This is a genomic window from Streptomyces sp. H27-H1, from assembly GCF_026627445.1.
Lineage (GTDB): Bacteria > Actinomycetota > Actinomycetes > Streptomycetales > Streptomycetaceae > Streptomyces.
This window is the reverse complement of record NZ_JAPNLJ010000009.1, coordinates 171,561-196,674: the sequence shown is the minus strand read 5'-3', so window position 1 is coordinate 196,674 and position 25,114 is coordinate 171,561. Positions and strand designations below refer to the sequence as shown.

The 25,114-nt window shown below is 69.9% G+C and carries 23 protein-coding genes and 1 pseudogene; 9 read left to right on the top strand and 15 right to left on the bottom strand.

What is annotated here, in order from left to right; all coding sequences use genetic code 11:
* Positions 1-4: 4 nt before the first annotated feature.
* Positions 5-1,114: an alpha/beta hydrolase gene (locus tag OTB20_RS12930; protein ID WP_267817292.1), complete on the bottom strand. Its 1,110-nt coding sequence runs from the start codon at positions 1,112-1,114 to the stop codon at positions 5-7.
* Positions 1,115-1,267: 153 nt separating this feature from the next.
* Here OTB20_RS12930 and OTB20_RS12925 point away from each other — a divergent pair, with 153 nt between their 5' ends.
* The 6 genes from OTB20_RS12925 (at position 1,268) to OTB20_RS12900 (ending at position 6,234) form a co-directional block, all read left to right on the top strand.
* Positions 1,268-3,118, top strand: coding sequence for a phosphatidylglycerol lysyltransferase domain-containing protein (locus OTB20_RS12925; RefSeq protein WP_267817290.1), 1,851 nt, complete (start codon positions 1,268-1,270; stop codon positions 3,116-3,118).
* Between the two features lie 114 nt (positions 3,119-3,232).
* On the top strand, positions 3,233-4,138 hold the full coding sequence (gene folP, locus OTB20_RS12920) for a dihydropteroate synthase (RefSeq protein ID WP_267817289.1): 906 nt from the start codon (positions 3,233-3,235) through the stop codon (positions 4,136-4,138).
* Positions 4,135-4,578, top strand: a complete 444-nt coding sequence (locus OTB20_RS12915) for a nuclear transport factor 2 family protein (RefSeq protein ID WP_267817287.1) — start codon at positions 4,135-4,137, stop codon at positions 4,576-4,578. The genes folP and OTB20_RS12915 overlap by 4 nt, the downstream gene beginning before the upstream one ends.
* A 130-nt stretch (positions 4,579-4,708) precedes the next feature.
* Positions 4,709-5,068, top strand: a complete 360-nt coding sequence (gene folB, locus OTB20_RS12910) for a dihydroneopterin aldolase (RefSeq protein WP_053678462.1) — start codon at positions 4,709-4,711, stop codon at positions 5,066-5,068.
* Positions 5,065-5,673 (top strand): 2-amino-4-hydroxy-6-hydroxymethyldihydropteridine diphosphokinase, encoded by a 609-nt coding sequence (gene folK / locus OTB20_RS12905; RefSeq protein ID WP_267817285.1) that lies wholly within the window; start codon positions 5,065-5,067, stop codon positions 5,671-5,673. Before folB ends, folK begins: the two co-directional genes overlap by 4 nt.
* A gap of 75 nt (positions 5,674-5,748) precedes the next feature.
* Positions 5,749-6,234, top strand: a complete 486-nt coding sequence (locus tag OTB20_RS12900; protein ID WP_267755445.1) for a DUF3180 domain-containing protein — start codon at positions 5,749-5,751, stop codon at positions 6,232-6,234.
* 56 nt (positions 6,235-6,290) lie between these two features.
* Here the strand turns inward: OTB20_RS12900 and folE are convergent, their stop codons facing one another.
* The 6 genes from folE to dacB all read right to left on the bottom strand — a co-directional run bounded on the left by folE (position 6,291) and on the right by dacB (position 13,831).
* On the bottom strand, positions 6,291-6,899 hold the full coding sequence (gene folE / locus OTB20_RS12895; protein ID WP_267817283.1) for a GTP cyclohydrolase I FolE: 609 nt from the start codon (positions 6,897-6,899) through the stop codon (positions 6,291-6,293).
* Between the two features lie 96 nt (positions 6,900-6,995).
* Entirely contained in the window at positions 6,996-9,023 is a 2,028-nt protein-coding gene (gene ftsH / locus OTB20_RS12890) for an ATP-dependent zinc metalloprotease FtsH (protein ID WP_267817281.1), read from the bottom strand.
* 182 nt (positions 9,024-9,205) lie between these two features.
* Positions 9,206-9,766, bottom strand: coding sequence for a hypoxanthine phosphoribosyltransferase (gene hpt / locus OTB20_RS12885; protein ID WP_030158549.1), 561 nt, complete (start codon positions 9,764-9,766; stop codon positions 9,206-9,208).
* Positions 9,767-9,831: 65 nt separating this feature from the next.
* The gene (tilS, locus tag OTB20_RS12880) at positions 9,832-10,947 is read right to left on the bottom strand and encodes a tRNA lysidine(34) synthetase TilS (protein WP_267755458.1); all 1,116 of its coding nucleotides are present in this window, start codon (positions 10,945-10,947) and stop codon (positions 9,832-9,834) included.
* Positions 10,948-11,174: 227 nt separating this feature from the next.
* Complete coding sequence (locus OTB20_RS12875; protein WP_267817279.1) at positions 11,175-12,326, bottom strand: zinc-dependent metalloprotease; 1,152 nt, start codon at positions 12,324-12,326, stop codon at positions 11,175-11,177.
* A gap of 38 nt (positions 12,327-12,364) precedes the next feature.
* Positions 12,365-13,831: a D-alanyl-D-alanine carboxypeptidase/D-alanyl-D-alanine endopeptidase gene (gene dacB / locus OTB20_RS12870; RefSeq protein WP_420716379.1), complete on the bottom strand. Its 1,467-nt coding sequence runs from the start codon at positions 13,829-13,831 to the stop codon at positions 12,365-12,367.
* A 142-nt stretch (positions 13,832-13,973) separates the two neighbouring features.
* Here dacB and OTB20_RS12865 point away from each other — a divergent pair, with 142 nt between their 5' ends.
* Both OTB20_RS12865 and OTB20_RS12860 read left to right on the top strand, forming a co-directional pair.
* A complete protein-coding gene (locus OTB20_RS12865) occupies positions 13,974-14,468 on the top strand; it encodes an inorganic diphosphatase (RefSeq protein WP_266960167.1) in 495 nt (164 codons plus the stop codon).
* A 234-nt stretch (positions 14,469-14,702) separates the two neighbouring features.
* Positions 14,703-16,358, top strand: a complete 1,656-nt coding sequence (locus tag OTB20_RS12860; protein ID WP_267817275.1) for a threonine/serine ThrE exporter family protein — start codon at positions 14,703-14,705, stop codon at positions 16,356-16,358.
* A gap of 111 nt (positions 16,359-16,469) precedes the next feature.
* Here OTB20_RS12860 and OTB20_RS12855 read toward each other — a convergent pair.
* From OTB20_RS12855 to OTB20_RS12825, 7 genes and pseudogenes are all read right to left on the bottom strand, one after another.
* Positions 16,470-17,138: pseudogene (locus OTB20_RS12855) on the bottom strand (DedA family protein); the annotation flags it as partial.
* Positions 17,139-17,219: 81 nt separating this feature from the next.
* The gene (locus OTB20_RS12850; protein ID WP_267817272.1) at positions 17,220-17,972 is read right to left on the bottom strand and encodes a MerR family transcriptional regulator; all 753 of its coding nucleotides are present in this window, start codon (positions 17,970-17,972) and stop codon (positions 17,220-17,222) included.
* Positions 17,973-18,065: 93 nt separating this feature from the next.
* Entirely contained in the window at positions 18,066-18,665 is a 600-nt protein-coding gene (locus tag OTB20_RS12845; protein WP_267817271.1) for a PadR family transcriptional regulator, read from the bottom strand.
* Positions 18,666-18,691: 26 nt separating this feature from the next.
* Positions 18,692-19,246 (bottom strand): DinB family protein, encoded by a 555-nt coding sequence (locus OTB20_RS12840; protein ID WP_267817270.1) that lies wholly within the window; start codon positions 19,244-19,246, stop codon positions 18,692-18,694.
* A gap of 81 nt (positions 19,247-19,327) precedes the next feature.
* Positions 19,328-21,403, bottom strand: coding sequence for a penicillin-binding protein 2 (gene mrdA, locus OTB20_RS12835; protein WP_267817268.1), 2,076 nt, complete (start codon positions 21,401-21,403; stop codon positions 19,328-19,330).
* Positions 21,404-21,463: 60 nt separating this feature from the next.
* Positions 21,464-22,921 (bottom strand): aldehyde dehydrogenase family protein, encoded by a 1,458-nt coding sequence (locus tag OTB20_RS12830; protein WP_267817266.1) that lies wholly within the window; start codon positions 22,919-22,921, stop codon positions 21,464-21,466.
* A 93-nt stretch (positions 22,922-23,014) separates the two neighbouring features.
* Positions 23,015-23,851, bottom strand: a complete 837-nt coding sequence (locus tag OTB20_RS12825; protein WP_267817350.1) for a helix-turn-helix domain-containing protein — start codon at positions 23,849-23,851, stop codon at positions 23,015-23,017.
* A gap of 367 nt (positions 23,852-24,218) precedes the next feature.
* Here OTB20_RS12825 and OTB20_RS12820 point away from each other — a divergent pair, with 367 nt between their 5' ends.
* Positions 24,219-24,707 (top strand): ATP-binding protein, encoded by a 489-nt coding sequence (locus OTB20_RS12820; protein WP_267817264.1) that lies wholly within the window; start codon positions 24,219-24,221, stop codon positions 24,705-24,707.
* Positions 24,708-24,824: 117 nt separating this feature from the next.
* Here OTB20_RS12820 and OTB20_RS12815 read toward each other — a convergent pair whose 3' ends face one another.
* Positions 24,825-25,061: a DUF397 domain-containing protein gene (locus tag OTB20_RS12815; protein ID WP_112450436.1), complete on the bottom strand. Its 237-nt coding sequence runs from the start codon at positions 25,059-25,061 to the stop codon at positions 24,825-24,827.
* Between the last annotated feature and the right edge of the window lie 53 nt (positions 25,062-25,114).

Below are 25,114 nucleotides of genomic sequence, written 5' to 3'. Positions count from 1 at the left end.
CGCCTCACGCCTGGATGCGGCCGCTCATCCACACCAGCATCGGCGGGATCTCGCGGCGCCAGGTGTTGAAGTTGTGGCCGCCGCTGTCGAGGATGATCGAGGAGACCCGGTCCGGGCCCTTGACCAGCTTGATGAACTTCTTCGTGCCGGCGAGGTTCGGCTCGCCCTTCTCGCTGCTGGTGACCAGGAAGGACGTACCGGCCGGCTGCTTGGTCTTCATCGACTGCAGCACGTTCGCGCGCGCCTTCAGCTTCGCGTCCCCGTGGAAGAGGTCACCGGTCGTCGGGTCGTCCGCGGCCTCGTAGTACGCGGACAGGCCCGCGGCGGCGCCGAAGCTCTGCGGGTAGTGCGCGGCGATCTTCAGGGCGCAGTAACCGCCCGTGGAGTTGCCGATGAAGCCCATGTTCTCCGGCTTCTTGCCGACCCGGAAGGTGCTCTGGACGGCCTGCGGGAGGTCCACTCCGAAGAACGTCTCGCTCTGCGGGCCATCGGGTATGTCCACGCACTCGGTGTCCCGGTTGCCCGACACCGTCGGACGGAGCATCACCAGGATCATCGGCTTCATCTTGCCCGTCTTGGCCTGCTTGAAGGCCGTCATCGGGTAGTCCAGCCCTTTGATCAGGTTCTCGGCGATGCCCGGGTAGCCCGTCAGGACGACGGAGGCCGGGAAGTTCGTCTCCTTGTACTGCGGCTGGAAGTACTCCGGCGGCAGCCACACGTAGCCGAGCGACGTTATCTTCGACTTCTGGCCGGTTATGGCGACCTTCAGGATCTGCCCGCCGACCTGTGGCTTGGCGCCGCCGGGCACGTCGAGGTGCTGCTTGTCGACCACCTTGATGTCGTCGCTGCTCATGCTGTGGTCGACGACCTTCCCGATCGACGTCTCCTGGCCGAAGAGATCGGCCCAGGACCCGTAGAAGAGGAACGACTTGTTCGCCGCGAGACCCACCGCCGCGAACAACGCCACCTGCGCCGCCAGGAGGAGGCCGATCCGGCCGAGGACCGAGCGCCAGGAGCGGCCCGCCAGCTTCGGCCAGAACCACACCGTGGCCGCGAACAGCAGCACACCGGCAAGGATGGCCAGCGCCAGAACCGTATTACTGGTGAGACCCATGAGCAGTCAGTCGACTTTCTATGGCAGGACTAGGTTTTTTCTCGAGGAAAGAGTGAACCCGCTCCCCCTCGATGCCGTCCTAGTGGACGCACCACACTCCGGAGGCTCCAGCGGCCTTCGGCCACATGATCTCTCGCGGAACACCGGGAAGCGATGTCTAGCAGGATAGATGGCGATAAGTCGGGACAGGTTCCGAAGCCTGTCAGCCGAATCCTCCGAGGCCCACGACCGGAGTCCGTCCCCGGCGTAGTGGGCACAGCCGTCACAGTCGTCGGACTGCTCGACATCGCCGCGGGAGTCTTCCCGCGCTTCAGGCACAGCCGTATCCACGCCGTCACCGAGGTGCTGCCCGGCTCCGTCGGCCCGTTCGCCGCGGCCCTGGCCATCAGCTCGGGCGTCCTGCTCCTGCTGCTCGCCCACGGGCTCAAGCGCCACAAGCGCCGCGCCTGGCGGGCCGCGGTGGTGCTGCTGCCGGCCGGCGCCGTCGCGCAGTTCACCTACCGCCACTCGATCATCGGCGTGGTCATCGCGGCGGTCCTCCTCGGGCTCCTGCTGCGCCATCAGGGTGAATTCAAGGCACTCCCCGACCCGCGCAGCCGGTGGAAGGCGCTCGCCAACTTCGTCCTCATGAGCGCGGGCTCCATCGGCCTCGGACTGGTCATCGTCAACTCGCACCCCGGTCGCGTCGTAGGCAATCCGGGTGTTTACGAGGAGATCAGCCACGTCGTCTACGGGCTCTTCGGCTTCGAGGGACCCGTCGACTACGTCGGCCGGGTGTCCTGGACCGTCGGCTACTCCCTCGGCGCCCTCGGCATGCTGACCGCCGTCACCACCATCTACCTGGCCTTCCGCCCCGAGCACCCGGCCGCCCGGCTCACCGCCGACGACGAGGTCAAACTCCGCGAGCTGCTCGCCAAGCACGGCGGCCGCGACTCGCTGGGCCACTTCGCGCTCCGCCGCGACAAGGCCGTCGTCTTCTCCCCCAGCGGCAAGGCCGCCGTCACCTACCGCGTCGTCTCCGGCGTGATGCTCGCCTCCGGCGACCCGGTCGGCGACGTCGAGGCCTGGCCCGGCGCCATCGAACGGTTCATGCAGGAGGCCAAGACCCACTCCTGGACCCCCGCCGTCATGGGCTGCAGCGAGACCGGCGGCGAGGTCTGGACCCGCGAGACCGGCCTCGACGCCCTGGAGCTCGGGGACGAGGCGATCGTCGACGTCAAAGACTTCTCCCTCGCCGGCCGGGCGATGCGCAACGTCCGGCAGATGGTGAAGCGCATCGAGCGCAACGGTTACACCACCAAGGTCCGCCGGGTCAGCGAGCTCACCGAAGCCGAACTGGAGCGGGTACGCGGCGCGGCCGAGGCCTGGCGCGGCACCGACACCGAGCGCGGCTTCTCCATGGCGCTCGGCCGGGTCGGCGACCCCGGCGACGGCGACTGCTACATCGCCACCGCGCACCGCGTCGAGGAGGGCGACACCTCCCCCTTCGGCGATCTCAAGGCCGTCCTGCACTTCGTCCCGTGGGGCAAGGACGGCATGTCGCTGGAGCTCATGCGCCGCGACCGCGCCGCCGACCCCGGCATGAACGAGCTGCTGATCGTCGCCTCCCTGGAGGCCTCCCCGGCGCTCGGCATCGAGAAGGTCTCCCTGAACTTCGCGATGTTCCGCTCGGCCCTGGCCCGCGGCGAGAAGATCGGCGCCGGCCCGGTCCTGCGCATGTGGCGCAGCCTGCTGGTGTTCCTCTCGCGCTGGTTCCAGATCGAGTCGCTGTACAAGTTCAACGCGAAGTTCCGCCCCCGCTGGGAGCCCCGCTTCGTGGTCTTCCGCACCCCCCGGGACCTGCCCCGCATCGGCTTCGCCGCGATGCAGGCCGAGGGCTTCGTCACGCTGGCACTGCCCCGCCTGTTCGCCAGCCGCCGGCGCCCCAAGCCCGTCCGCACCTGCACCCACCACCGCGTGCACTCCGTACCCGCCCAGGCGGACCGCAAGGTCCAGGCCGCCTGAGCCCAACGCCGTACGGGCCCCCGGAGCCGCCCGGCTCCGGGGGCCCCGGCACGTCCCGGGGCCCGGCCTCCTGCGGGGCCCGGCCGCTTCCGGGCCAGCCCATACCCTGGAGTCATGAACAACGAGCGCGGGGCGGCCGACAGGGGCCGGGTCACAGGGCTGCCGGAATGGGACCGCTGCGGGGTCATGGGCGTCGTCAACGTCACCCCCGACTCCTTCTCCGACGGCGGCCGCTGGTTCGACACCACCGCGGCCGTCAAACGCGGCCTCGACCTCGTCGCCCAGGGCGCCGACCTCGTCGACGTCGGCGGCGAGTCCACCCGCCCCGGCGCCTCCCGCGTCGACGAGGAAGAAGAGCTGCGCCGGGTCGTCCCCGTCGTCCGCGGCCTCGCCTCCGAAGGAGTCGTCGTCTCCGTCGACACCATGCGCGCCTCCGTCGCCGCCCGGGCCGTCGCCGCCGGCGCGGTCCTGGTCAACGACGTCAGCGGCGGCCTCGCCGACCCCGGCATGATTCCGGCCGTCGCCGCGGCCGAAGTGCCCTTCGTCGTCATGCACTGGCGCGGCTTCAGCGACGGCATGAACAGCCTCGCCGTCTACGAGGACGTCCTCGCCGAGGTCACCGCCGAACTCCGCACCCGCATCGACGCCGTCGTCACGGGCGGCATCGCCCCCGAACGCCTCCTGGTCGACCCCGGCCTGGGCTTCGCGAAGAACGCCGAGCACGACCTGGCCCTGGTGGCCCACCTCCGCGAACTGCGCGCCCTGGGCTTCCCGCTGCTGGTGGCCGCCTCGAGGAAGCGTTTCCTCGGCCGGGTACTGGCGGGCGCCGACGACGCGTCTCCGCCGCCCGCCCGCGAACGCGACGCCGCCACCGCCGCCGTCTCCGCCCTCGCCGCCGCCCAGGGCGCCTGGGCCGTACGGGTCCACGAGGTACGGGCGAGCGCCGACGCGGTTCGGGTGGCCCGCGCCGTGGAAGGGGCACTGCGTACCACCCGTAGCAACGAGGAAGGGACACGGTGAGCCGTACCGACATCGAATCCGTCGAAGAGGTCAACACGGCGTTCTACGAGGCCATGGAGCAGGGGGATTTCGACGCGCTGTCCGCGCTCTGGATCGAAGACGAGATCTCCTGCGTGCACCCGGGCTGGCCGGTGCTGTCCGGACGCGGCGAAGTGCTGCGCTCCTACGCGCTGATCATGTCGCACACCGAGTACATCCAGTTCTTCCTCACCGACACCAAAGTCACCGTCATAGGCGACACCGCCCTGGTCACCTGCACCGAGAACATCCTCAGCGGCGGACCCGCCGAGGACGGCGGAGAACTGGGCCCGCTCGTCGGCCAGCTCGTCGTCGCCACGAATGTGTTCCGACGCACACCGGAGGGCTGGCGGCTCTGGTCGCACCACGGTTCTCCCGTCCTCACGGACTCCGACGAGGACGAAGAGGAGGAGCCCTCCTGACCCCACCGTCGGGGTCCGAGGTATTTCGCAGGTAAATTCGAAGATGGACGACGCCGACCGCACTCGGCTCAGCCCATGGATCCGGGGAGTCCCGGACCGGAAGCACCTACGAAAAGCAGGAGTGATTCGCGTGGATCGTGTCGCGCTGCGCGGCCTCAAGGCTCGCGGGCACCACGGCGTCTTCCCCCGGGAGCGCGAGGAAGGCCAGACCTTCATCGTCGACCTGGTGCTCCACCTCGACACCCGTCCCGCGGCGGCGGGCGACGACCTGGCTAAGACCGTGCACTACGGGGTAGTGGCGGAAGAAGTCGTCGACGTGGTCCAGGGAGAGCCGGTCGATCTGATCGAAACCCTCGCCGAGCGGATCGCACAGCAGTGCCTGAAGCACGAGGCGGTCGCCCAGGTGGAGGTCATCGTCCACAAACCGGACGCGCCCATCACCGTCCCCTTCGACGACGTGACCATCACGATCACCCGGAGCCGCGCATGAACAACGGAATGAACGCACAGAGCGACCCCACGGTCCAGCCGGTGCCGGCATCCGTGGTGGAAACCGTCGACGCGGCGGACGTCACCTTGTCCAACCCCAAATGGGCGGTCGTCGCGCTCGGCGCGAACCTCGGGAACCGCCTGGAGACCCTCCAGGGCGCCATCGACGCCCTCGGCGACACCCCGGGCCTTCGGGTCAAGGCCGTCTCCCCCGTGTACGAGACGGAACCGTGGGGCGTCGACCCGGCCTCGCAGCCCTCGTACCTCAACGCGGTCATCTCGGTGAAGACCACCCTGCCCCCCAGCTCCCTGCTGGAGCGCGGCCACGCCATCGAGGAAGCCTTCGACCGCGTCCGCGACGAGCACTGGGGGCCCCGCACGATCGACGTCGACATCCTCACCTACGCCGACGTGGTCTCCGCCGACCCGGTCCTCACCCTCCCGCACCCGGGCGCCCACCAGCGCGCCTTCGTGCTGGCCCCCTGGAACGACATCGACCCCGAAGCGCAGATCCCGGGCCACGGGCCCGTCTCCGCGCTCCTGGCCGCCCTCGGCCGCGAGGGGCTCACCCAGCGTCCCGACCTGGAACTGCGCCTCCCCGAGTGAGCCGCGCCCGCGGGGCGGGGCCGACGAAGACTTAGGATCACCGGGTACGCACGCACGGAGATCGGGAGAGGCGACGTGAAGCAACTGAGGCCGGCGGTCCTGGCGGGCATTTTCGCGATCGCCGGAGTGCTGTCCTGGGCCGGAGCACGGCTGTGGAACGCGTACGGCACCCTCCCGGGCGTCCCGCTGGCCGCGCCCATCGTCCTCGCCGCCATCGCGGTGGTCCTGCTGGCGACGGCCCTGTCCCTGCGCTCCCGCCTGAAGGCCCAGCGCGACCGCATGCCCGGCGCCAAGGGCGTGGAGCCGCTGATGGCGGCCCGCGCGGTGGTCTTCGGCCAGGCCAGCGCCCTGGTGGCAGCCCTGGCGGCGGGCGCCTACGGCGGCGTGGGCGTCTTCCTGCTCACCACCGCCCTGGACGTCCCGGCCCGCCGCGACCAGACCTGGTACGCCGGCTTCTCGGTCCTGGCGGGCGCGGCGGTCGTCGCGGCGGCCCTCTTCCTGGAACACGTCCTGAAACTCCCGGACGACGAAGAAGGCCCGGAGGCCCCGGCCCGCGCCTGAGGCCCGTACGGCGGGCGGGGGGCCCGGTGATCGCGCTCCCGCCCGCCTCCGAGGGCCTAGCGGGCCATGATGAGGCTCATCGCCTCGTTGCGGGTCGCGGGGTCGCGGAGCTGGCCGCGGACCGCCGAGGTGATGGTCTTCGCGCCGGGCTTGCGGACCCCCCGCATGGTCATGCACATGTGCTCGCACTCGATGACCACGATGACCCCGCGGGGGTCCAGGATCTCCATGACCGACTCGGCGATCTGGGTGGTCAGACGCTCCTGAACCTGGGGGCGGCGGGCGAACACGTCCACCAGGCGGGCCAGCTTCGACAGGCCGGTGATCTTGCCGTCGATGGACGGGATGTAGCCGACGTGCGCGACGCCGTGGAACGGCACCAGATGATGCTCACAGGTGCTCATGACCTCGATGTCCTTCACCAGGACCATCTCGTCGTGACCGAGGTCGAAGGTCGTCGTCAGGACGTCCTCCGGCTTCTGGTAGAGACCGGCGAATATCTCCCTGTACGCGCGCGCCACGCGACCCGGGGTCGCCAGCAGCCCCTCGCGGTCCGGGTCCTCGCCGACCGCGATCAGGAGCTCGCGGACCGCCGCCTCGGCGCGCTTCTCGTCGAACTCGCCGATCGTGCCCTCGCCACCGGTCAGGGTCACTGGGTCGGTCATCTCTTCCTCGTTCCTGTCTGCACAGTCGCGGACATGTGAAAGTGCCGCGCCCCCCAGGCTAGAACCTGGGGGGCGCGGCTTCCATTCCGGGAGGTACTAGGCCTCCGGACGCTCCTCCGGGGAGGGCTCCGGGGCCTTGTCCACGGATACGGCCGGGGCCGCGGAGGTACCGTTCGCCGCGTTCGTCAGCTGGAGCTCCTTGGGAGAGAGCACCGGCGGACGGGTGGACGGCGTGCGGTGCGAGGAGCCGGTCCACGCCGGGCGAGCCGGGCGCTTCACGATCGTCGAGAAGACCTCGGCGATCTGCTCCTTGTTGAGCGTCTCCTTCTCCAGGAGGGCGAGGACCAGGTTGTCGAGGACGTCACGGTTCTCGACCAGGATTTCCCAGGCCTCGTTGTGCGCGGTCTCGATGAGCTTCTTGACCTCTTCGTCGACCAGCGCCGCAACCTCCTCCGAGTAGTCCCTCGGGTGCGACATCTCGCGGCCCAGGAACGGCTCGGTGTTGTCGCCGCCGAACTTGATCGCGCCGAGGCGCTCGGTCATGCCGTACTGCGTGACCATCGCGCGGGCCGTTGCCGTGGCCTTCTCGATGTCGTTGGCCGCGCCCGTGGTCGGGTCGTGGAAGACCAGTTCCTCGGCCGCGCGCCCGCCCAGCATGTACGCCAGCTGGTCGAGCATCTCGTTGCGCGTGGTGGAGTACCTGTCCTCCTCGGGCAGGACCATGGTGTAACCCAGGGCCCGTCCGCGGGACAGGATGGTGATCTTGTGGACCGGGTCGGAGTTCGGGGAGGCCGCCGCGACCAGGGCGTGTCCGCCCTCGTGGTACGCGGTGATCTTCTTTTCCCGGTCCGACATGATCCGGGTCCGCTTCTGCGGACCCGCCACGACGCGGTCGATCGCCTCGTCCAGCGCGTGGTTGTCGATCAGCTTCCCGTCCGCGCGGGCCGTGAGCAGCGCGGCCTCGTTCAGCACGTTGGCGAGATCGGCACCCGTGAAGCCGGGCGTACGGCGGGCGACGGCGCTCAGGTCCACGTCCGGGGCGACCGGCTTGCCCTTCTGGTGGACCTTGAGGATCTCCAGACGGCCCTGCATGTCCGGACGGTCGACCGCGATCTGGCGGTCGAAGCGGCCGGGGCGCAGGAGGGCCGGGTCGAGGATGTCCGGACGGTTCGTGGCGGCGATCAGGATGACGCCGCCCTTCACGTCGAAGCCGTCCATCTCGACCAGCAGCTGGTTGAGGGTCTGCTCGCGCTCGTCGTGACCGCCGCCCAGGCCCGCACCGCGGTGCCGGCCTACGGCGTCGATCTCGTCGACGAAGACGATCGCCGGGGCGTTGGCCTTGGCCTGTTCGAACAGGTCGCGGACACGCGAGGCACCGACACCGACGAACATCTCGACGAAGTCGGATCCGGAGATCGAGTAGAAGGGGACACCGGCCTCGCCCGCGACGGCACGCGCGAGCAGGGTCTTACCGGTGCCGGGCGGGCCGTAGAGCAGCACGCCCTTGGGGATCTTGGCGCCGACGGCCTGGAACTTCGCCGGCTCCTGGAGGAACTCCTTGATCTCGTGGAGTTCCTCGACGGCCTCGTCCGAGCCCGCGACATCGGCGAACGTCGTCTTCGGCGTGTCCTTGGTGATGAGCTTGGCCTTGGACTTCCCGAACTGCATGACTCGGGAACCGCCGCCCTGCATCTGATTCATCAGGAACAGGAAGACGACGACGATGAGGACGAACGGCAGCAGCGAGAGCAGCACGCTCAGGAACGGGCTGGTCTTGTCCGGCGTGACGGAGTATCCGTCCGGGATCTGACCGGCTTCGTACTTGGTCTGGAGGTTCTGGGCGAGCTGTACGCCCTGGTCTCCGATGTAGTTGGCCTGGAACTTGGTGCCGTCGTTGTCGCCGAGCTTCTGGTCCTTCTTCAGCTCGATCTTGATCATCTGGCTATCGCCGGTGGTGAGCTTGGCGCTCTCCACCTGGCCACTGTTGATCGCCTTGATGACCTCGCTGGTCTCCACCGACTTGTAGCCGCCGCCGGAGCCGACGACGTTCATCAACACGACCACGGCGAGGACGGCCAGCACGATCCACATAACCGGCCCACGGAAGTATCGCTTCACGTCCATCCATACGGGGCGCTAGGCACCCCGTCCCTCCTGCCCGTAGGTAAATGCTGCTGTGAGTAAAGACTGTTCTTCGGAATGTACCCCTGCATTGTCACCCGCGGCCTCATGGGACGGCTGACAGACCCGCCTTTCCATGCTCCAACGGCGGGAGACGCTCCAGGGTTCCCCTGCCGGACGCTGGATCAGCCGCCGTAGACGTGGGGAGCGAGGGTGCCGACGAACGGCAGGTTGCGGTACTTCTCCGCGTAGTCGAGGCCGTAGCCGACGACGAACTCGTTCGGGATGTCGAAGCCGACCCACTTCACGTCGATCGCGACCTTGGCGGCGTCGGGCTTGCGCAGCAGCGTGACGACCTCCAGGGAGGCCGGCTGGCGGGAGCCGAGGTTCGACAGCAGCCACGACAGGGTCAGGCCCGAGTCGATGATGTCCTCGACGATGAGGACGTGCTTGTCCTTGATGTCGGTGTCGAGGTCCTTGAGGATCCGGACCACGCCCGAGGACTGGGTCCCGGCGCCGTACGAGGACACCGCCATCCAGTCCATGGTGAGCGGGGTGGACAAGGCGCGTGCCAGGTCCGCCATCACCATCACGGCACCCTTGAGGACGCCGACGATGAGCAGGTCCTTGCCCGCGTACTCCGCGTCGATCTTCGCGGCCAGCTCGGCCAGCTTCGCGTCGATCTCTTCTTTGGTGATGAGCACCGACTGGAGGTCGCTGCCCATGTCCTTCTCGTCCACCCGCATCACTTTCGTTGTCGGCTGGGGCTCCGGGGGTGACCCCGGAGGTCTCAGCCGTGTTTCAGCACCAATCAGCCCTGCCGGATGACCAGTCTGCCACCCTGCCGCTGGGCCTCGACCCGGCCGGGCAGGTTGATGGCTCCCTGACCGCGCCATCCGGTGATGAGCCGGTCGACTTCCTCGATGTGGCGGGCGAAGAGGGAGCCTGCGGGGGAGCCTGCGGCGACGACCGCCCGGCGCAGTACGCGGCGGCGGACGGCGGGGGGCAGCGCGTACAGCTTGGCGCACTCCAGGCGGCCGTCCTCGTCGCGTACGCCGCTCTCGGCCTCGGCGGCCCAGGAGTCCAGGGCGTCGGCGTCGTCGCGGGAGAGCTGGGCGGTGCGGGCGAGCGCCTCCACGACTCCCTTGCCGAGCGCCTTCTCCAGGGCGGGCAGTCCTTCGTGGCGCAGCCTGGAGCGGGTGTAGGCGGGGTCGATGTTGTGCGGGTCGTCCCAGACGGCGAGGGACTGGACCATGCAGGCCTTGCGGGCGGTCTGCCGGTCGACCTGGAGGAAGGGGCGGCGGTAGCGGTGGCCGCGACCGCGGGCGCCGGGGTCACCAGGGCCGCCGGAGACTTCCGCCATGCCGGAGAGCGACCGGGTGCCGGAACCGCGGGCGAGGCCCAGCAGGACGGTTTCGGCTTGGTCGTCGCGGGTGTGTCCGAGGAGCACGGCTACGGCGCCCAGCCGGTCGGCGGCCTCGTCCAGGGCCGCGTAGCGGGCGTCGCGGGCGGCGGCTTCGGGGCCCCCGCCGCGGCCGACGCGCACGGCGACGGATTCGACGGGTCCGAGGCACAGCGCGGTCATGCGGGAGACGACCTCGGCGGCGCGCAGGTCGGAGCCGGCCTGGAGGCCGTGGTCGACGGTGATGCCGCCGGCCCGGATTCCGAGTTTGGGGGCCTCGAAGGCGAGGGCGGAGGCGAGCGCCATGGAGTCGGCGCCGCCGGAGCAGGCGACGAGGACCAGCGGGGCGGTGTCGGGGAGCGGGTCGTGGGGCGCGGCACCGGCGGGGGTTCCGATACTGCGGCCGGGGCGGCCGACCCGGGGTGCGGGGGTGGGAGCGGGACGGTCGGTGAGGTCGGTGAGGACGTCGTGGAGTACGCGGCGGACCGCCAGGCGTATCGCCGCGACCGCAGGATGGGGACCCATGTCCGGTGCCCTTCGGTGGAGTTCGGATGCCTCGGCGCTTGGGAGGCTTGGGGGGTGGTGTGCTGGGTTGTTGCCCGGCTCCCCCGCGGACGGGGGCTGTCACTCAGAGTGCGACGATGGTGACAGAACCGAGCGGTTCCCCGAGCATTGCACGCCCTTCCACGCCCCACGGTCCCTCGGACGGGTGACGCTGCCTCCCCCAGAGGGGCATCTTCACGCCTCTCGGGTCACACCTCTTCGCTGGCCTCGCTCTGCTCGCTCCCCTTGCGGTGGACCCGGGCCACCCAGTCCGCGGGCTTGGCGATCTCGGCCTTGGTCGGCAGTGTGTTCGGGGAGGTCCAGATCCGGTTGAAGCCGTCCATGCCGACCTGGCCGACGACGGCGCGCACGAAGCGCTCCCCGTCGCGGTACTGGCGCAGTTTCGCGTCGAGGCCGAGGAGTTTGCGCAGGGCGGCGTCGAGCCGGCCGGCGCCGCTGGCCCTGCGCTGCTGGAACTTCTCGCGGATCTCGGCGACCGAGGGGACGACCTCGGGGCCGACGCCGTCCATGACGAAGTCGGCGTGGCCCTCCAGCAGGGACATGACGGCGGTGAGCCGGGCCAGTACCTCGCGCTGTTCGGGGGTCTGGACGAGTTCGACGAGGGAGCGGCCCTCGTCTCCGCTCTCGGCGTCGGGGCGGGCGCCGGCGAAGGACTGGACGGCCTCTCGGAGTCGTTCCAGGACGGTCATCGGGTCCATTTCGGTGGCGCCCAGGAACGTCTGGATTTCGCCCTCCAGATGTTCGCGGAGCCACGGGACGGCCGTGAACTGGGTACGGTGCGTCTCCTCGTGCAGGCAGACCCAGAGCCGGAAGTCGTGCGGGTCCACCTCCAGCTCGCGTTCGACGTGGACGATGTTCGGCGCGACGAGCAGCAGTCGGCCGCCGCCCGCGGAGCCCGGCAGGCCGAGGGTGGAGGGCGCGAAGGTCTCGTACTGGCCGAGGACGCGGGAGGCCAGGAAGCTGAGGAGCATGCCCAGCTCGACGCCGGTGATCTTGCCGCCCACGGCGCCGAGGACGGCGCCGCCGGGGGTGCCGGCGCGGCGGTCCTGCATCTTGCCGAGGAGCGGGGTGAGGAGTTCGCGGAAGCCCTCGACGTTGGCCTTGACCCAGCCGGCCCGGTCCACGACGAGGACGGGTGTGTCGGGCGGGGTCAGGCCCTGCGGCATCATCCGCGTGAACTCGCGTACGTGCCGTTCCGAGGTCTTGGCATGCCTGCGCAGCTCCGCGACGACGGCCCGCGCCTCGTCCCGGCCGACCTCCGGGCCGGGCCGCACGAGCCTGGTCGCGGTCGCCACCGCGAGGTTCCAGTCGACCATCTCCGCACCACCGAAGCTCGTCATGCGTCAACCGTACGTGGACCTGCGCGCGGGCGGGATCCCTACGACGCGGTGGCCACCGTCGCGGCGAGCTTGTCGAGGCCCTTCTCGGCGGCGCCCGCGTCCGGGGTGTTCGCGGTGAGGAACGCGAAGGCGAGCAGTCGGCCGGTGGGGTCGACGACGGTGCCGGCGAGGGTGTTCACGCCGTTCAGGGTGCCCGTCTTGGCGCGCAGCAGGCCGGCCGCCGGGGAGCCGCCGGAGTTGCGGGTGCGCAGGGTGCCGGTGAATCCGGCGACGGGCAGTCCGGTGAGTACGGGCCGCAGTTCGGGCCGCTGCGGGTCGGCGGCCTTGGCGAGGAGGGCGGTGAGCAGGCCGGCGCTGACCTTGTCGGCGCGGCCCAGGCCGCTGCCGTCGGCGAAGCGGGAGCCGGTGGGGTCGACTCCGAGGGTGGCGAGTCTGGCTCCGACGGCCTGGGCGACGCCGTCGAAGCTCGCGGGGGCTGCGGAGGCGAGGGCGGTCTGGCGGGCCAGGGCTTCGGCGATGTCGTTGTCGCTGTAGGTCAGCATCCGCTCGACGAGTCCGGCGAGCGGGGGCGAGAGGGTGGCGGCGAGCGGGACGGCGCCGGTGGCGGCCTTGGCCTTGGCGGGGTCGGCGGTGACCTCGACCCCGCGTTCCTCGAGCAGGGCGGCGAAGGCACGGGCGGTGTCCCGGGAGGGGTTCTCGCTGCGCGTGACCGGTCCGTAGAAGGATGCGTCGGGGCGGCCTTCGTCGGCTGTCAGGGCGGTGACCAGGGCGATGTTGTCGTTGACGCCGATGGGGTGACGGGCGGGGCCGGTGAAGAGCGAGTCGTCGTAGCCGAGGGCCACGGAGTCGGTGCCGGCGGCCTTGAGGGCCTGGGCGGTGTCGGCGGCCAGGGCGACGAGGCTGCCGCCGGAGCCGGCGGGTGCCTTCTTCCTGGCGGTGAGCGAGGGATCGCCGCCGCCGACGAGGATGATCTGTCCGGGTCCGGCGCCGGGGGTCACGGTGGTGCGGATGCGGTGGTCGGGGCCGAGGGCGGCGAGGGCGGCGGCCGCGGTGGCGATCTTGACGGTGGAGGCGGGGGTCATCTGTTCCCGGGCCCCGGACTCGTAGAGGACCCGCCCGGTGGCGGTGTCGATCACGGAGGCGCCGCGGACGGTTCCGAGCGCGGGGTCGGCGAGCAGCGGCCCCAGGGCGGCGGCGAGTGATCCGGAGTCCGCGGCCGCGGCCTGGTCGCCGGAACCGGCCGGACGTACTGCGAGGAGCACTCCGGGGGCGCTGGGGGCGGCCTGCGGGAGGGCCCCGGCGGCGTCTCCACCGTGATCTGCGCCACCCGTACGGCCCCAGGAGGCGGCCTTGTCCCGCTCGGCCTTACGCTGGCCGGAGTCCCAGGGACCGGCGGCGGCAACCGTCGTGGCCGACAGGGCGAGGCCGGCGACGGCCGACACCGCGATGAGCTGCCAGGTCTTGACCAATGGCACCTCGGACCAGCCCCTTTCGCGATCACACATATGCGTGAGGGACACTTAACCATTGCGTCTTGCCGTGAGCACGGCACCCCACCCGGCAGGGCTGGGTCGGACGCGCACGCATTTGAATCAACGCAGTCTCGAAGCAGTCAAGCTGCTGAAGCTGATCATGGAGGAGCAGGACGTGGAGTTCGACGTCACCATCGAGATCCCCAAGGGTTCGCGGAACAAGTACGAGGTGGACCACGAGACCGGCCGGATCCGCCTGGACCGTCGCCTCTTCACCTCGACCAGCTACCCGGCCGACTACGGCTTCGTCGAGAACACCCTGGGTGAGGACGGCGACCCGCTGGACGCGCTGGTCATCCTCGACGAGCCGACCTTCCCGGGCTGCCTGATCAAGTGCCGCGCGATCGGCATGTTCAACATGACGGACGAGGCGGGCGGCGACGCCAAGCTGCTCTGCGTGCCGGCCTCCGACCCGCGTGTGGAGCACCTGCGCGACATCCACCACGTGTCCGAGTTCGACCGCCTGGAGATCCAGCACTTCTTCGAGGTCTACAAGGACCTGGAGCCGGGCAAGTCGGTCGAGGGCGCGAACTGGGTCGGCCGCACCGAGGCCGAGGCCGAGATCGAGGCCTCGTACAAGCGCCTCGAGGCGCAGGGCGGCCAGCACTGAGCTCCGCTCGGTGAGGCGGGCGGGGCGGACTCCCCGTCGGCCCTGTGACATCGCGGGCGGTATCCCTCTCGAGGGGTGCCGCCCGTTGTCGTGTCCGGAGGCCTCCCGGATCCCGCGGCCCGGCCGGGACGCCGGGCCGAGGCCGCACGCCCCCGCGCCCCGGACGCCGGCGGGGCTGAAGATGAGTGAAGCGTTCCGCATACTGATACGGGCAGGCCAGGGACTGGAGGACGGGTGGCGGAGGGCGAAGGATCCGGGACAGAGGACCGGAAGCCGAAGTCGGACGAGGCACGCAGCGCGTTCGCCGTGCCGTCCGGCGTCGGGGTGGAGCCGGAGGCGGCCGAGGAGGACCACCCGACCTCGGAGTTCTCCGTCCCCGACGGACTCGCCTCGGTGGCCGTGGAGTCCGAGGGGTCCGCGTTCGCCACCCCGCACGCCTACAGCGCCTCGCAGTCCCCGTCGGCGTACACCGGCCCGCCGGGGTTCCCCGGCACCCGCTTGAAGGACTCCCCCTGGCAGGACCGCATGCGCACGATGCTGCGCATGCCGGTCGACGTCCGGCCGATGCCAGAGCCCGCGCAGCGGGTGGCCGTGGAGACCGGGCCGGCCGTGGGCCGCGTGCTCGACCTGACGCTGCGCATCGGCGAACTGCTGCTGGCGGGCGGCGAGGGGGCCGAGGACGTGGAGGCCGCGATGTTCGCGGTGGCCCGCAGCTACGGCCTGGACCGCTGTGAGCCGACCGTCACCTTCACCCTGCTGTCCATCACCTACCAGCCCTCCCTGGTGGACCATCCGGTCTCGGCGAACCGCACCGTCCGCCGCCGGGGCACCGACTACAACCGGCTCTCGGCCGTCTTCCGGCTCGTCAACGACATCAGCACGCACGACGTCGACATCTCGCTGGAGGACGCCTACCGCCGCCTCGCCGAGATCCGCCGAAACCGGCACCCGTACCCCGGCTGGATGCTCACCGCCGCCGCCGGACTGCTCGCCGGGGCGGCCTCCACACTGGTCGGCGGTGGCGTGCTGGTGTTCTTCGCAGCCGCACTCGGGGCGGTGCTCGGCGACCGGCTGGCCTGGTTCTGCGCCGGGCGCGGGCTGCCGGAGTTCTACCAGTTCGTGGTCGCGGCGATGCCGCCGGCCGCGATGGGCGTGGCCCTGAAGATGACCGACCTCGACGTGCGCTCCTCGGCCGTGATCACCGGCGGGCTGTTCGCGCTGCTGCCCGGGCGGGCCCTGGTGGCGGCGGTGCAGGACGGGCTGACCGGCTACTACATCACCGCGTCCGCCCGGCTGCTGGAGGTCATGTACTTCTTCATCGCCATCATCATGGGCGTGCTGGTGGTGCTCTACATCGGCCTCCAGCTCGGCTCCAACCCGCAGCCGGAGGACATCCTCCAGATCACCCAGCGGCCGCTCCTGCAGATCGCCGCCTCGATGGTGCTGGTGTTCACGTTCGCGATCCTGCTCCAGCAGGAACGTTCCACCGTGCTGTTCGTGACGCTGAACGGCGGGATCGCCTGGGTGGTCTACGGGGCCCTGCACTACGCCGGAGGCATCCCGCCGGTGCCGTCCACCGCGATCGCGGCCGGGCTGGTCGGCCTCTTCGGGCAGCTCCTCTCCCGCCACCGCCTCTCCTCGGCGCTGCCCTTCGTCACGGCGGCCATCGGCCCGCTGCTGCCCGGCTCGGCGACGTACTACGGGCTGCTGCTGATCGCCGAGAACCGGCTGAACGAGGGGCTGGGCTCGCTGACGAACGCCGTGGCCGTCGCGCTGGCCATCGCGATCGGGGTCAACCTCGGCTCGGAGATGTCCCGCCTGTTCATGCGCATCCCGGGCGCGACCAGCGCGGCCAAACGCCGCGCGGCGAAGCGCACCCGCGGTTTCTAGCACCCGGGTGTGCGAAACCCCGCGGACCGGATCCGGTCGCGCGGGGCTTCGTGGGAATGCTCGCGGAGCTCGTCGCAGCCGCTACCGCTTCGCGTGGCGGCCGCTGCGCTGCTGGCCCGGGGACTGCGGGCCCTCGCCGGACTCCCCGCCGGACTGCGCCGCCGCCTTCTTCTCCTTGCGGGACTTCAGCACCTCGAAGACCACCGGAATCACGGAGATCAGGACGATGCCGATGAAGATCGGCTCGACGTTGTTCTTGATGACCTCGAACTGGCCGAGCTGGTAGCCCAGGACCGTGACACCGGCGCCCCACAGGACTCCGCCGATGATGTTGAACGCCAGGAAGGTGCGGTACTTCATCGCGGTGGCGCCCGCGACCATCGGCGCGAAGGTGCGGATGATCGGCACGAACCGGGCGAGCACGATCGCCTTGGGGCCGTGCTTCTCCATGAACTCGTGCGCCGCGTCCAGGTTCTCGCGCTTGAAGAGCTTGGAGTTGGGCTTGTTGAAGATCTTCGGCCCGAAGACCTTGCCGATCATGTATCCGACCTGGTCACCGACGATCGCGGCGGCCACGATCAGGGCGCAGACCAGCCACAGCGGCTGCTTGATGGTGCCGCTCGCGACGAACAGGCCGGCCGTGAAGAGCAGGGAGTCGCCGGGCAGGAAGGCGAAGAGGCCCGATTCGGCGAAGACGATGACCAGGATGCCGATCAGGCCGAATTGCCCGATCAGATACTCCGGGGAGATCCACTCGGGGCCGAGCGCAAGCGTATTCACGGGTTCCGGGCTCTCCTGGATCGGGGGGGTGTCCGTCCCAGTATGAACGCACACCGCCCCCGCCCGGTTCCAGACCTGCGGCTATACGTTGCGTACGGCGTTGGCCAGGATCGCGTCCCGCACGAACACCGCCAACCCCGGCCGGACGGCCTCGTAATAGGCCGTGAACCGCTCGTCCGCGACGTACATCTCGCCGAGGCCGGTGTGGATCTCGTACGTGCAGAAGTAGTAGCTGCCGTTGATCCAGCCCCGGTGCTCCTCGGCCAGGGACATGGCCTCCTCGGAGTCGGCGGCCGTACCGGCGTCCAGCAGGGCGGCGAACCGGCCGTTGATGTCCTCGGCGAGGGCCTGGATCCGCAGCCAGTCCTCCTTGGTGTACGAGGCGGTCCGGCGGGCGGACTCCCGGTACGTGTCGCCCCAGCGCTGCTCCGCCTCCGCGGCGTGCTCGTCGGGGTCGAAGCCCCCGAAGACCTCGAACTTCTCCTCGGGAGTGAGGTTGATGCCCATCTTCTTCGCCTCCATGGCGTGCTCGACGGCCGCGGCCATCTGCTGGAGCCGGGCGATCCGGCCGGACAGGATCGCGTGCTGCCGGCGCAGGTGCTCTCCCGGATCCGATTCCGGGTCGTCCAGCAAAACCGCGACCTCTTCGAGCGGAAAGCCGAGCTCCCGGTAGAACAGGACCCGCTGCAGCCGGTCGAGGTCGGCGTCGTCGTACCGCCGGTGTCCCGCCTGGCTGCGGCCGCTCGGGGAGAGCAGCCCGATCTCGTCGTAGTGGTGCAGCGTGCGCACCGTGACTCCGGCGAATCCGGCGACCTGGCCCACGGAGTAGCCCATCGCTTTCCGCTCCTCTTCTCGGGTACGCACCCCACCCTGGCCCCTCACGCCGCGTGAGGTGCAAGCTCCGGGGCGGGTCCGGGCCCGGGGAGGTCAGGAGGACGGGGCGAGGACCCCCTCGAAGGCGTCGCCCGGGTCGTCGGCGAATGAGTACGCGCCGCCCTCGACCCGGGCGATCAGGCCCCGGGTCCAGTCCGCCTCGGCATCCGCCGAGTGGATCCAGCGGTGCATGATCTCGCCGATGTGGCCCAGCTGCTCGGGCCCGTCCTCGGGGACGTAGTGGTCCGTGACGGCGGAGCGCCAGGCGGCCAGCCTGCCGAGGCGTTCACGGAGCAGGGACAGGGCCTGCGCGCGGGGCAGGTCCACCATGAAGCCGAGGGCCGAGGCGAGGACGTCGGCCTTCTGGTCGGCGGAGGACAGCGCCTCGCGGAGCAGCTTGAAGTACTCCGCGCGGCCCGCCTCCGTCAGCTCGTACTCGGTCCGAGGCGGCCCGCCCGCCGCGGACGGGGCCACCTCGTGGGCCAGCAGTACGCCCTGCTTCGCCATCTGCTTGAGCGCGTGGTAGATCGACCCGGGTTTGGTGTTCGACCACTCGTGGGCGCCCCAGAACTCCAGATCGGCCCGGACCTGGTAGCCGTGGGCCCGCCCGTGCTGGCGGACGGCGCCGAGGACGAGGAGGCGGATCGCTGACATGGGCCCAGGCTATCGAGCCCGCGCGCTCAGCTGGCCGGCCAGCTCCGGCCGGAGGCCAGGGCCACCAGCTCGAAGGCCGTCTTGCCGTCGAGGGACTCGCGGATGACGTCCGCGTGGCCGGCGTGCCGGGCGTCCTCCTCGACCAGGTGCAGGAGCAGCCAGCGCATCGAGACCTTGCCGTCCTTGGGGAACCAGGGCGCCTCGGGCAGCGGGAAGGTGTCGTCCAGGCTCGGGACGGACGCGATGAACTGCGCCAGCTCCGCGGAGACCCCCTCCCAGAAGGTCAGGACCTCCTCCACCGACTCGCCGTCGACGAGCTTGAAGCTGTCGCCCCAGGTCTCCTGGGGGCGCCCCTTTTCGTTGACCTGCCGCTGCGCCATGCGCAGCCAGCTCAGCTCGCACTCGGCGACGTGCTTGAGCAGTCCGCCCAGGGAAAGCTCGCTGGCGCTGGGCCGGCTCGCGGCCTGCTCGGCGCTCAGGCCGAGGACCGAGCGGCGCAGGGCCCCGCGCTGGGCCTCTACGAAGTTCAGGAGCGCGCCGCGCTCGTCGCCGTACGACTCCGCCGGGACGTGAGTGACCATGCTGACCTACCGCCTTCGTGGTGTGGCTTCCTGCTGGCAAGAACCACACTATGAAGCCTTGCGGTCAGTTCCTGTCCTCAATCACTGATTTTCCTGCCGGGCCGGCGGGAGTTCGGTCCGGGGCTTGGGGAGCAGGGCCTTGGACAGGTCCTGGCCGCCCTTCGCGTCCAGGCCGTACATCGCCTCGTAGATCTTGCGGACGGCCGGTCCCGAGGCTCCGGAGCCGGTGCCGCCCTGGGAGATCGTCATCACGATCGAGTAGTCCGCGGTGTAGGAGGCGAACCACGAGGTGGTCTGCTTGCCCTGGACCTCGGCCGTACCGGTCTTCGCGTGCATCGGGATCCGCTTCTGCGGCCAGCCGACGAAGCGCCAGGCCGCGCTGCCGGTGGTGGCCACGTCGGCCAGGGCCCCGTCGATGTCATTGCGGAGCTTGGCGTTCATGGGGAGTTTGCCCGTCTCCTCCGGGGCGATTTCCCGCACCGAGGCGCCGTCGGCGCTCACCACGGCCTTGCCGATGCTGGGCTGGTGCAGGGTGCCGCCGTTGGCGATGGCCGCGTAGACGGAGGCCATCTGGATGGGGGTGACGAGGGTGTCGCCCTGGCCGATGGAGTAGTTGATCGCGTCGCCCTCGCGGAGCTGGTTGCCCTGGCGGCAGTTCTCGTAGGCGATCTTCTCGGCGTAGGAGCCGTTCTTCTTGCCGTCGCGGCACCAGGCGGCCTTGTTCGCCTCGAAGAAGTCCTTCTTCCACTGGCGGTCGGGGACCCGGCCGGGGACCTCGCTGGGCAGGTCGATGCCGGTGCGCTTGCCGAGGCCGAAGTCGTGGGCCGTCTTGAAGAACCAGTCGCCGGGCTGGGCCTTGGGCTTGATGCCGCCGTCCTTCTTCCACTCCTTGTCGGCGATGGCGTAGTAGACGGTGTCGCAGGAGACTTCCAGGGCCCTGCCGATGGTGATGTCGCCGTAGCCGTGGGACTCGAAGTTCGTGAAGACCTGGCTGCCGACCGAGTACGAGCTCGGGCAGCCGTAGAGCCTGTTGAAGGGGTAGCCGGCGTTGACCGCGGCCGTCGACGAGACCACCTTGAAGATCGAGCCGGGGGCGGCCTGGCCCTGGATGGCGCGGTTGAGCAGCGGGTAGTTCGATCCCTTGTCGGTGAGGGAGGCGTAGTCCTTCGCGGAGATGCCGCCGACCCAGGCGTTGGGGTCGTAGGTCGGGTTGGAGGCCATTGCGACGACCCGGCCGGTCTTGGACTCCATGACCACGACGGCGCCCGAGTCGGCCTCGTAGTTACGGCGGGTGTTCTTGTCGTAGCCCTTGCGGGCTTCGATCATCGCGTTGTTCAGCTCGCGCTCGGCCACCGCCTGCACGCGCGAGTCGATCGAGGTCACGATGTTCGCGCCCGACTGCGGCTTGTCGCTCACGCCCTCGCCGATGATCCGGCCGAGGTTGTCCACCTCGTAGCGGGTGATGCCCGCCTTGCCGCGCAGTTCCTTGTCGTAGGTGCGCTCCAGGCCGCTGCGGCCCACCTGGTCGGAGCGCAGGTACGGGGAGTCGGAGCCCTTCGCCTTGATGATCTCCGCATCGGTCACCGGGGAGAGGTAGCCGAGCACCTGGGAGGTGTTGGCGCCGTCGGGGCCCGCATAGCGGCGCAGGGGGGTGGGCTCGGCGGTGATGCCGGGGAACTGCTCCGCGTGCTCCCGTATCTCCAGGACCTGGTCGGTGGTCGCCTCGTCGGTGATGGGGATCGGCTGGTACGGAGAACCGTTCCAGCAGGGCTTGGGGGTCTTGGCGTCGCACAGCCGGACACCGTCGACCACGTCCTCGGGATCGAGGCCCAGCACCCCGGCGAGGTGCGTCAGCACGCCCTTGCCGCGGTCCTTCATCTTGGAGAGCTCGGTGCGGCTGGCGGAGACCACCATGCGGGTCTCGTTGTCGGCGAGCGGGACCCCGCGGGAATCGAGGATCGAGCCGCGCACGGCGGGCTGGACCACCTGCTGGGTGTTGTTGTTCTTCGCCTCGTCCGTGTACTCCTGGCCGTTGCGTATCTGGAGGTACCAGAGACGGCCGCCGAGGGTCAGCAGCAGCGAGAACACCACGATCTGGATCATGATGAGCCGGTTCTGGACCCGGGGCGTGCGCCCGGTCTCCGGTATGTTGCTCAACTCGGCTCTCCCCCGGACGCGTCCTCGCCTGACCCGCCCGAGTCTAGGTCTCCCGCACCTCTAGAACGGGAACCGGGTCCGGCCGTGCTGGACCGAGATCCATTTCTGGGTGGTGAAGGCCTCGATGGTGGCCTCGCCGTTCAGCCGGCCCATGCCGGAGGCCTTCTCCCCGCCGAACGCCGCGAGCGGCTCGTCTCCGATGGTGGAGTCGTTGACGTGGATCATCCCGGTCTCGATGCGCTTCGCGAAGCGCACCCCGCGCTCCACGTCCCGCGTGTGGACGGCGCCGCTGAGTCCGTAGGGGGTCTCGTTGGTGAGGCGGACCGCCTCGTCCTCGCCGTCGAAGACGACGAGGAGGGCCACGGGGCCGAAGATCTCCTGGCCGAGCAGCGGGGAGCCCTCGGGGAGCCCGGCGAGCACGGTCGGCTCGACCAGGTTGCCGCGCGTGGTGCCCCGCACGAGCGCTTGCGCGCCGGACTCGACGGCGCGGTCGACGAGCGCGGTGAGGGCCTCGGCCTGGAAGGAGTTGATCAGGGGGCCGATGTGGGTGTCGGCGTCGTGCGGGTCGCCGGTGTTCAGGGCGCGCACCCGGGCGGTGAACTTCTCGGTGAATTCCTCGGCGACGCAGGCGTCGACCAGGATCCGGTTGGCGGCCATGCAGACCTGCCCCTGGTAGACGAAGCGGCTGAAGACGGCCGCGTCCACCGCGTAGTCGAGGTCGGCGTCGTCGAGGACGACCAGGGCGCTGTTGCCGCTCAGTTCCAGGACGGTCCGCTTGAAGTGGCGGGCGGCGACCGCGCCGACGTGCCGGCCGACCCGGTCGGATCCGGCGAAGGAGATGACCTTGGGTACGGGGTGGGTCAGGAGTGCGTCGCCTATCTCGGCGATGTCGGTGACCAGGACGTTGAGCAGACCGGCCGGGAGGCCGGCGTCCTCGAAGATCTTGGCGATGACCCCGCCGCCGACGACGGGCGCGTTCTGGTTCGGCTTGATGACGACGGCGTTGCCCAGCGCCAGGGCCGGGGCGACCGACTTCAGGGTGACCAGGAAGGGGAAGTTGAAGGGGCTGATCACGGCGACGACCCCGACGGGCAGGCGCTGGACCCGGTTCTCCTTGCCCTCGACCGGCGAGGGCAGGATGCGGCCCTCGGGGCGGACGGCCAGCTGCATGGCCTCGCGGATGAACTCCTTGGCGAGGTGGACCTCGTACTGGGCCTTGGGACGGGTCCCGCCGAGCTCGTCGATCATCGCCTCGACGATCTCCGGCTCGCGCTCCTCGGTGATCCGCAGGGCGCGTTCCAGGACGGCTCGCCTGGTGTAGGGGCTGGTGGCGGCCCAGTCCTTCTGGGCCCGCTCGGCCGCCCGGTAGGCCTGGTCGACCTGCTCGACGGTGGCCACGGTGATGGCCGCGAGCTTCTCCCCGTTGTAGGGGTTGACGTCGATGATGTCCCACGAGCCGGTACCGGCCAGCCATTCGCCGTCGATGTACTGGTGAGCCAGGTCCTCGAATATGGACATGCCATCCCTTACGTCGAATGCGCGTCCTTGCGCTGCACCGGAAGACCCATGGGCCGTCGTCATGCTCTGATCAGGCGTCATAGTACGTGCGAATCAAGACAGTTGGAGCAGACCACGGAGGAGATCACGGGTCTGCCCGGGGTCCGGGCAGTCGCCCTGGAGGCGCAGCATCGCCCGCTCGTACTGCTTCACTTCCTCGTCTTTGTCGAGGTAGAGGGCGCTGGTGAGCTGTTCCAGATAGACGACGTCCTGGAGATCGGACTCGGGGAAGCGCAGCAGGGTGAAGGCGCCGCTCTCGCCGGAGTGGCCGCCGAAGGAGAAGGGCATGACCTGAAGGTGCACGTTCGGCCGCTGCGAGATCTCGATGAGGTGCTCCAGCTGACCGCGCATCACGTCCCGGTCGCCGTAAGGGCGGCGCAGCGCGGCCTCGTCGAGGACGGCGTGGAAGACGGGGGCGTTCTCGGAGACCAGCACCTTCTGGCGCTCCAGGCGCAGCGCGACGCGGCGGTCGATCTCGGCACGGCTGGCGCCGGGCATGCCGCGGCCGACCACGGCCTGGGCGTAGGCCTCGGTCTGCAACAGGCCGTGCACGAACTGGACTTCGTAGATACGGATGAGGGAGGCGGCGCCCTCCAGGCCGACGTACGTCTGGAACCAGCCCGGCAGGACATCGCCGTAGCTGTGCCACCAGCCGGCCACGTTGGCCTCGCGGACCAGCCCCAGGAGGGATTCGCGCTCCGAGCCGTCCGTGACTCCGTAGAGCGTCAGGAGGTCCTCGACGTCTCTGGCCTTGAAGCTCACCCTTCCCAACTCCAAGCGACTGATCTTCGATTCGGATGCGCGGATCGAGTAACCGGCCGCCTCACGGGTGATGCCGCGGGATTCTCGGAGTCGCCTGAGCTGCGAGCCCAGGAGTATGCGGCGCACCACAGAACCACTGGCTTCTGCGGTCACTAGTCCTGCCCCTCCCCTATGCGGTGGATGGATGCGTACGGATACGTCTGGATGGCTGCGTCGCAGGGGCCCCCGTGCCCCTCAAGGCCCGCAGTCTGCCACCAAAACGCATCTCTCCGTACTCGTTCTGTAACGGAATCGGCCTCGCCGTAAAAGAAGTCCGTAAGGATGCGTAGGAAGAAATGAGCAAGAACCGTCACGGGAGCGGACAGGTCCGGCGCGTGCACGTGCATCTGCCCTTGCATCCGGCTCTCGCATTCGGAAGCATGGTCCCGCGCACCTGCGTGCCCCGCAGTTCTTTCGAATCCCGGGAGTGCCTCGCATGGGGACGAATGGATCGACCATGCTCGAGCCGTTACGGCAGGGGCTTCCCCCGGTCGACCCCACGGCTGTCTCCGGGTCCGCGTCCTGCGCCCTCCCCGCCCGCTTCGACGCGGTGCGCGGTGCACGCACCTTCACGCGTTCCACCCTCTCCCATTGGGGTCTCGACGACCGGTTCGACGACGTGGCACTGGTCGTCTCCGAACTCGTCACCAACGCGCTGCGCCACGCCCTCCCGGACGACTCCGGGCCGGCCGCGGGCGAGAACGAGCCCCCGGTACGCCTGCACCTGATGCGGTGGAGCACACGGCTGGTGTGCGCGGTGCGGGACCCCAGCGAGGGCCGGCCCGGCGGGTGTTTCGCGCCGGAAGCGACGGAGTGCAACAGCGACCTGGAGTCGGGGCGCGGACTCTTCCTCGTCGACTCCTACAGCGACAGCTGGGGCTGGCACCCGCTCGCGGGGCGGCTGACCGGCAAGGTGGTCTGGGCGCTGTTCACGCTCCAGGACTGACCGGGCCGGGCGGGCCCGCGAACCACCACATTCACGACAACCGGCCGGGTCTGATCATTGCGATCAGTCCCGGCCAGTGCACGTGCATGGCTTGATCATCTGCACAGATCCGCGTGTTCAGCTGATCAGGTGGTCGAACTCGCCGTCCTTGACACCCAGCAGCAGCGCTTCTATCTCGGCCGGCGTGTACACGAGCGCCGGTCCGTCCGGAAACCGCGAGTTGCGCATGGCAACGTCGCCTCCCGGCAGTTTCGCGAACTCCACACAGGAACCTTGCGAGTTGCTGTGTCTGCTCTTCTGCCAGGTCACCCCGTCAAGCTCTGCAGCTGCCATCCCGTTGTACGCGTGGTCCACAGGAAGCCCCCGATAGTGCAGATGTCAACTGCACGGGATCATAGCTGTGTTCA

Excerpts from the sequence above, each read along its gene's own strand:
- OTB20_RS12820 (WP_267817264.1), top strand. The coding sequence starts at position 24,219 with ATGCTCGAGCCGTTACGGCAGGGGCTTCCCCCGGTCGACCCCACGGCT.
- folE (WP_267817283.1), bottom strand. The coding sequence starts at position 6,899 with ATGACCGACCCAGTGACCCTGACCGGTGGCGAGGGCACGATCGGCGAG.
- OTB20_RS12930 (WP_267817292.1), bottom strand. The coding sequence starts at position 1,114 with ATGGGTCTCACCAGTAATACGGTTCTGGCGCTGGCCATCCTTGCCGGT.
- folP (WP_267817289.1), top strand. The coding sequence starts at position 3,233 with ATGAACAACGAGCGCGGGGCGGCCGACAGGGGCCGGGTCACAGGGCTG.
- ftsH (WP_267817281.1), bottom strand. The coding sequence starts at position 9,023 with ATGGACGTGAAGCGATACTTCCGTGGGCCGGTTATGTGGATCGTGCTG.
- OTB20_RS12840 (WP_267817270.1), bottom strand. The coding sequence starts at position 19,246 with ATGGTCACTCACGTCCCGGCGGAGTCGTACGGCGACGAGCGCGGCGCG.
- hpt (WP_030158549.1), bottom strand. The coding sequence starts at position 9,766 with ATGCGGGTGGACGAGAAGGACATGGGCAGCGACCTCCAGTCGGTGCTC.
- OTB20_RS12845 (WP_267817271.1), bottom strand. The coding sequence starts at position 18,665 with ATGTCAGCGATCCGCCTCCTCGTCCTCGGCGCCGTCCGCCAGCACGGG.
- folK (WP_267817285.1), top strand. The coding sequence starts at position 5,065 with ATGAACAACGGAATGAACGCACAGAGCGACCCCACGGTCCAGCCGGTG.
- tilS (WP_267755458.1), bottom strand. The coding sequence starts at position 10,947 with ATGGGTCCCCATCCTGCGGTCGCGGCGATACGCCTGGCGGTCCGCCGC.
- OTB20_RS12850 (WP_267817272.1), bottom strand. The coding sequence starts at position 17,972 with ATGGGCTACTCCGTGGGCCAGGTCGCCGGATTCGCCGGAGTCACGGTG.
- OTB20_RS12875 (WP_267817279.1), bottom strand. The coding sequence starts at position 12,326 with ATGACGAGCTTCGGTGGTGCGGAGATGGTCGACTGGAACCTCGCGGTG.
- dacB (WP_420716379.1), bottom strand. The coding sequence starts at position 13,831 with ATGTGTGATCGCGAAAGGGGCTGGTCCGAGGTGCCATTGGTCAAGACC.
- OTB20_RS12830 (WP_267817266.1), bottom strand. The coding sequence starts at position 22,921 with ATGTCCATATTCGAGGACCTGGCTCACCAGTACATCGACGGCGAATGG.
- OTB20_RS12925 (WP_267817290.1), top strand. The coding sequence starts at position 1,268 with ATGTCTAGCAGGATAGATGGCGATAAGTCGGGACAGGTTCCGAAGCCT.